The organism is Cellulomonas sp. B6, assembly GCF_001462455.1.
In the GTDB taxonomy this organism is placed as follows: domain Bacteria; phylum Actinomycetota; class Actinomycetes; order Actinomycetales; family Cellulomonadaceae; genus Cellulomonas.
The window spans coordinates 1-6,016 of sequence record NZ_LNTD01000277.1; the positions used below are offsets into that span (position 1 = coordinate 1).

The following is a 6,016-nucleotide window of genomic DNA, read 5'->3' on the forward strand; positions in this document are numbered from 1 at the left end:
GCGCCGTCGGCCGCGAGCGGCTCGGGCAGCAGCACGACGCGCGGGTCGGGCACGCCGAGCGGGTCGGCGGCGGGGGAGACGACGACCACGCCCGCGACGTCGGCCGCGGCGAGCAGCGCCCGCACGGTCGCCGTCGCCATGGCGCGCACGAGCCCGGCGCGCGCGTCGTCGTCGAGCGCACCGGTCAGCCGGGACTTGCCGTGCCGCGGGTCCTTGACCGGCACCACCGCCCACCACGCGGTCACGGCGTGCGGTCCACCAGCGCGAGCGCGGCCTCCGCGATGCGCGCGGTCGTCGGCACGTCGGTCATGAGTGTCGGCGCCGCGGCGGCGCGCCAGCCCTCGGCGACCAGCACCGGCACGGCGTCCGCGTCGGCGTCGTCGACGAGCCACGCGTCCAGGACCCCGCCGTCCGCGCGCAGGCCGAGGTGCCGCGCGACGGCGCCCGCCTGCGTCGCGACGCCGATCGCCGCGAGGCACGCGTCGGCCATGCCGCGCACGGGCGCACCGCCCACCACGGGGCTGACGCCGACGACGGGCGCGGCGGTCGTGCGCAGCGCGTCGCGAACCCCGGGCACGCCGAGGATCGTGCCGACCGACACCACCGGGTTCGACGGCGGCAGCAGCACGACGTCGGCCTCCGTCAGCGCCTCCAGCACGCCCGGCGCGGGTGTCGCGTGCTCGACGCCGACCTGCACGAACCCGCGCGCCGGCACGGCCGCGCGGTGCCGCACCCACCACTCCTCGAAGTGGATCGTGCCGTCGTCGGTCACGACGTGCGTCTCGACCTCGTCGTCCGACATCGGCAGCAGCCGCACGCCGGGACGCCAGCGCTCGGCGAGCCGCGCCGTCACGCGCGACAGCGGCTCCCCGCCGCGCAGCAGCGACGTGCGCGCCAGGTGCGTCGCGAGGTCGAGGTCCCCGAGCGTGAACCACTCCCAGCCCAGCCCGTAGGCGGCCAGGTCGGTCGCGGTGCGCGTGGACTCCTCGCGACGCCCCCACCCCTGGCCCTCGTGCACCGCGCCGCCGAGCGTGTACATCAGCGTGTCGAGGTCCGGGCACACGCGCACGCCGTGCAGCCACAGGTCGTCGCCCGTGTTGGCGACGACCGTGACCTGCGCGGTCGTGCCGCCCGCGCCGTCCGGCAGCCGGTCGCGCAGCAGCGCCAGCAGCCCGCGCGTGAACCGCGCGCCGCCGACGCCGCCCGAGAGCACCGTGACCTTCATGCGTCGACCCTCATGCGTCGCTCCTCATCCGTCGAACCTCGTGCGACGCTCGTCATCCGTCCTCCGCGGGCCCGTACGCGATGACGGGGCGGCCCGTCACCGGGTGGGTCAGCACGTGCGCGGCCACGCCGTACACGTCGTGCACGAGCGCGGGCGTCAGCACCTCGCCGGGCGGCCCCGCCGCGACCAGCCGCCCGGCCGACAGCACGAGCACGTGCTCGCAGTACGCGGCCGCGAGGTTGAGGTCGTGCAGCGCCGCGACGGTCGTGACGCCCAGGCGCCGCACGAACCCCAGGAGCGCGAGCTGCGCGCTCACGTCGAGGTGGTTGGTCGGCTCGTCGAGCAGCAGCAGCGCGGGCTCCTGCGCGAGGGCGCGCGCGACGTGCACGCGCTGCCGCTCACCGCCCGACAGGGTCGCCCACGCGCGGTCCGCGAGGTGCGCGGCGGTCGCGGCCTCGAGCGCGCGGTCCACCGCGCCGGGGTCGGGGTCCGTGCCCCAGACCGACCGGTAGGGCGTGCGGCCGAGCGCGACGACCTCGCGCACGCTCAGCGGCACGGCCGCGTCCGACGCCTGCTCGAGCAGCGCGACCTGCCGCGCGCGCTCGCGGCGCGGCAGCGTGTGCACGGGCACCGCGGGCCGCGGGTCCGACGCCGCCGGGTCGCTCACGAGCACGGCGCCCGCGTGCGGCTCCAGCAGCCCCGCGACCAGGCGCAGCAGCGTCGTCTTGCCCGCACCGTTGGGGCCCAGCAGCCCGGTCAGCGCACCCGGCGGGGGCGTCGCCTCGACGCCGTCGACCACCCACCGGCCGCCCAGCCGTGCGCCCGCCCCGGCGATGCTCAGCTCCACGACGCCCCCCGCCCGCGCCGCAGCAGCACCGCGAAGACCGGCACCCCGAGCAGCGCCGTGACGATCCCGACGGGCAGCTCGCGCGGGTCGAACACGGTGCGCGCGAGCGTGTCCGCCCACACCAGCAGCACCGCGCCCGCGAGGCCCGCCACGGGCAGCAGGCGCCGGTGCGCGGGGCCCGTCACGACCGACACCGCGTGCGGCAGCACGAGCCCGACGAACCCGATCGCGCCGGACACAGCGACCATCGCGCCCGTGAGCAGCGCCACCAGCGTCATCGTGACCCAGCGCGTGCGGTCCACGTGGACGCCCAGCGCTGCCGCGGCGGTGTCGCCGAACGCGAACGCGTCGAGCCGCCCCGCTCCCGCCAGCACGACCGACCCGACCACCACGAGCGCACCGCCCGCGATGGCGACCGACGCCCACGTCGCGCCGGCGAGCGAGCCCATGAGCCACGACAGGATCTCGCGGTACGAGTCGCCGGTCGCCGTCCAGAACACCACGAACGACGTCGCCGCCGCCGCGAGCTGCGAGATCGCGAGCCCGGCGAGCACCGCACGCGTGGGCGTCAGCGTGCCGCCCGTGCGCGCGAGCGCGAGCGTCGCCGCGAGCGCCGCGAGCGCACCGACGAACGCCGCGACGGGCAGCAGCAGCGCGACCCCCAGCAGCAGCACCGCGACGGCCCCGAGCGACGCACCCGACGACAGCCCCAGCAGGTACGGGTCGGCGAGCGGGTTGCGCGTGAGCGACTGCATGACGGCGCCCGCGACGGCCAGGCCCGCGCCGACTGCGGCGGCGGTGAGCACGCGCGGAAGGCGCAGCTCCCACACGATCGCGTCGTGCAGGCGCGGCACGTCGGGTGCGCGCAGGCCCAGGTGCGCGCCGACCGACCGCACGACCTCGCCCACGCCCAGGTCGGCAGGGCCGATCGTCACGGCGACGAGCAGGGTCGCCACGAGCGCCGTGGTGCCGACGGCGAGCAGCACCGCGAGCGGCGGCCGCAGCGGCGCCCGCCCGCCCGTGGCGGGTGCGTCAGTCCGCGTCGAGCGCACGCACGGCCTCGGCGACGTCCGCGGCGGCCTGCGCGTTGCGCACGCCGGCCTCGGTCGCGGCGAACGGCACGACGACGTAGCGCTGCTCGCGCACGGCGTCGAGCTGCGACGTCGCGGGGTTCGCGGCGAGCGCGGCCTTCTTGCTGTCCGCGGTGTTCCAGGCGGCGTCGACGAGCACGATCACGTCGGGGTCGGCGGCCACGACCTGCTCCCAGCCGACCGACGTCCACGCGTCGTGCACGTCGGCGAACACGTTGGTGAGCCCGGCGGCGGCCATGATCATCTGCGGCGCGCCGATCCCGGCGCCCACGTACGGCGTGTCGCCGCCCGACGACCACCACACGGCCGTCGTCCCGTCGACCGGCTCGATCGCGTCGAGCACGCCCTGCTGCTCGGCGACCACGGCCTCGGCCGCGTCGGGCACGCCCAGCACCGCGCCGACCTCGCGGACCTCGCCGAACACGTCGTCGAACGTCAACGGGTCCGGCTGGTAGCCGGGCTCCTTGCAGGCCGCGGGGGACACGTACGTGGCGATGCCGAGCGCCGCGAGCGACGCGCGGTCGCCCGCGCCGTCGGCCGTGAGGTTCGACTCCCAACCGGCGTACACGAGGTCGGGCTCCGACCCGAGCAGCGCCTCGGGGCCCGGGACCTTGTCGGACAGGACGGGGACGTCGGCCACGTCGGCCGCCCAGCGCTCGGGCACGGGGCCGTCGGCGAACGCCGTGCCGACCAGACGGTCGGCGGCGCCGAGCGCGAGCACCATCTCGGTGGTGGACGACTTGATGGTCACGACGCGTCGCGGCGGCGCGTCGAACGTGACCTCGGTGCCGCAGTTGTCGACCGTCACGGGCCGGTAGGCGCCCGACGACGCCGTCGACGCGGCCGCGCCGTCGGTCGAGGGGGACGCGGCCGGCGCACCCGACGCGCACCCGGCCAGCGCGAGCGCGGCCAGCGCGGCGAACGGGACCAGCCGCGTGCGGGCGCGGACGGACGACGGACGGTGGACGGCGCGGGGCATGGGGTCTCTCTCCGGCGGGGGCTGCTGCCGCGCACGTCGTCGGACGCGGACGTCGGGGGTGGGGCGCACGTCGCGCCACGGAGGACCGTCCCAGGCCAGGGCGGTGCGACCCGGCCAGAGAGGGGGCCGGGTTCCGACCCGTCACCCTAGGCGCAGCCCCCGGGTGCCGGGCAAGCCGGGCGGACGTGGCGTGCGTCGCGGTGGCTCACGCGCGGACCGCGGCGGCCAGCGCGACGGCGACGCGCTCGGCGTCGGCGTCCGGCAGCACGCCCGTGGTCACGCGCACGAACCCGCCGCGCGGCGGCGGCTCCGCGAGGAACGCCCGTCCGCGCGCGACCCGCACCCCGGCGGCCTCGAGCCGTGCCAGGGCCGCGTCCTCGTCGCGCACGCGCAGCCACACGTGCAGACCGTCGCCCGGCGGGACGGCCACGCCGTGCCGTGCGAGCGCCGTCGCGAGGCCCTCGCGCCGCGCGCGGTACACGTCGCGGGCGTGCGCGACCGCCGCGACCGCGCGCGCGTCGGTCAGCAGGTCGGCCAGCACGCGCTGCAGCAGGCGGCTGGTCCACCCCGGACCGAGCAGCCGACGCGCGACGAGCGCGTCGAGCACGGCCGCAGGCCCACCGACCGCCGCGATGCGCAGGTCCGGCCCGTGCGACGCCGAGTACGACCGCACGTGCACGACGCGACCGGGCAGCAGCGTCCCGAGACTGGTGGCGGGCGACGACGCGACGTCGCCTGCGTGGTCGTCCTCGACGACCCACGGCGGGGCGGCCGCGCGGCGCAGCACGGCGGCCAGCGACCGCAGCCGTGCGGGCGTGGTGCTGACGCCCGTCGGGTTGTGGGCGCGGGGCTGCAGCAGCACCGCCCGCGCACCGACGCGCAGCGCGTGCGCCAGGGCCTCCGGGCGCGGGCCGTGCGCGTCGAGCGGCACCCCGACGGGTTCGAGCCCCAGGTGGTCGAGCAGGTCGAGCAGCGGCGGCGCGCCGGGGTCCTCGACGGCGACCCGGTCGCCGAACCCGACGACCTGCTCGAGCACGCGGCCCAGCGCGTCGACCGCGCCGTCGACGACCGTGAGCCGTTGCGCGGCGAACGGCCACGACGCGCGCAGCAGACGTTCGAGCTCGGGCACCACCGGGTCGTCGAGGTAGTCGGGCGGTCGCGCGGCGCGCGTGCGTGCCGCGACGCGCGCGAGCGCGGGCCGCAGGTCGGGCAGCAGCGCGGCGTCGGGTCCGCCGCCGCCGAGGTCCAGGCACGCCGCGGGGACCCGCGCGAGCTCGCGGTACCGGCGCGGCAGCCGGCTCGCGGGGCCCGGCAGCACGGACGTCCCGGCGCGCCCGCGCGACAGCACCAGCCCCGCGGTCGCGAGGGTCTGCCACGCCGCACCGACGGTCGCCGGGCTCACGCCGAGCGCCGCGGCCAGCTCGCGCACGGTCGGCAGCCGGTCGCCGGGCAGCAGGTCGCCCGCGTGCACGAGGCGCGCGATCGTCGCGGCGATGCCCCGGGGGGACCGGTCGGTGACGCGGTCCGCCAGCTCCTGCGGTGACATGCGCGCATCGTGGCGTGCCCGTGTTGCGGGGGCGTGTCCGGTCGATGTGCGGCGTTCGCGGACGTGCGTCCGGGGCGACGGCGGTGCGCGGGCGTGCACTCGCCGTCGCCCCGGGGCCCGTCAGCGCGTCACGCGGCGGCGCACGTGGCGGTCGCGCCCGCGCCGTCGCCCGTGCCCTGGAAGCCGAACGTCGTGCTCCCGCCGGCCGCGACGCGGCCGTTCCAGTCGGCGTTCGTCACGCTCAGCGGTGCGCCGCCCGTCGACCGGCCGTTCCACACCTGCGTCGCGGTGGCGCCCGACGGCAGCGTCACGGTCACGCGCCACCCCG

The 6,016-nt window shown here is 78.3% G+C and carries 6 protein-coding genes and 1 pseudogene; all 7 read right to left on the minus strand.

Annotated features, from left to right (window positions below):
* Window positions 1–245: pseudogene (locus ATM99_RS18315) on the minus strand (2-phospho-L-lactate guanylyltransferase); the annotation flags it as partial.
* Window positions 242–1,225: a 2-phospho-L-lactate transferase gene (gene cofD, locus ATM99_RS18320; RefSeq protein ID WP_062104242.1), complete on the minus strand. Its 984-nt coding sequence runs from the start codon at window positions 1,223–1,225 to the stop codon at window positions 242–244. The pseudogene ATM99_RS18315 and the gene cofD, both read right to left, overlap by 4 nt.
* A 52-nt stretch (window positions 1,226–1,277) precedes the next feature.
* A complete protein-coding gene (locus ATM99_RS18325; protein ID WP_062104245.1) occupies window positions 1,278–2,072 on the minus strand; it encodes a putative F420-0 ABC transporter ATP-binding protein in 795 nt (264 codons plus the stop codon).
* Window positions 2,063–3,124, minus strand: coding sequence for a putative F420-0 ABC transporter permease subunit (locus tag ATM99_RS18330; RefSeq protein WP_369798110.1), 1,062 nt, complete (start codon window positions 3,122–3,124; stop codon window positions 2,063–2,065). Before ATM99_RS18330 ends, ATM99_RS18325 begins: the two co-directional genes overlap by 10 nt.
* Window positions 3,105–4,142, minus strand: a complete 1,038-nt coding sequence (locus tag ATM99_RS18335; RefSeq protein ID WP_062104247.1) for a putative F420-0 ABC transporter substrate-binding protein — start codon at window positions 4,140–4,142, stop codon at window positions 3,105–3,107. Before ATM99_RS18335 ends, ATM99_RS18330 begins: the two co-directional genes overlap by 20 nt.
* Window positions 4,143–4,347: 205 nt before the next feature.
* Entirely contained in the window at window positions 4,348–5,688 is a 1,341-nt protein-coding gene (locus tag ATM99_RS18340; RefSeq protein ID WP_062104250.1) for an aminotransferase class I/II-fold pyridoxal phosphate-dependent enzyme, read from the minus strand.
* Window positions 5,689–5,816: 128 nt separating this feature from the next.
* The coding region (locus ATM99_RS18345; protein WP_190278883.1) for a cellulose binding domain-containing protein at window positions 5,817–6,016 on the minus strand (200 nt) is incomplete at its 5' end.